The organism is Clostridium tanneri, assembly GCF_033659955.1.
GTDB lineage: Bacteria > Bacillota > Clostridia > Clostridiales > Clostridiaceae > Clostridium_AM > Clostridium_AM tanneri.
The window spans coordinates 1-303 of the sequence record NZ_JARUJP010000104.1; the positions used below are offsets into that span (position 1 = coordinate 1).

At 35.0% G+C, this 303-nt stretch carries 1 protein-coding gene; it reads right to left on the minus strand.

From position 1 onward, the window contains the following. Positions 1-114 precede the first annotated feature (114 nt). Positions 115-303, minus strand: a 189-nt coding sequence (locus tag P8V03_RS19135; protein ID WP_428978996.1) for a transposase, incomplete at its 5' end; no start/stop codon positions are given.

Below are 303 nucleotides of genomic sequence, written 5' to 3' on the forward strand. Positions count from 1 at the left end.
AGGGCTTTCGCCTTTGCTTTAAGTAGTTATAATAAGCATTAGGAGATATTCCAAAGCGTCTAAGAAGCCATCTCACACCAAATTTAGCCTGATTTAAATCAATGAATTTATATACTAACTGTCTATTTCCTTGGCGAAGAAGGCTGCCGCCTTTTTTAGAAATGCATTCTCCTTTTCAAGCTCAGCAGTAAGTTTCTTTAATCTCTTAAGCTCTTCATGTACACTGGGAGATATCATGTCTTTACATTCGATACAATCTTTCTCAAAAACTTTTATCCATCCATTAATGGTTGATTTAGCTAT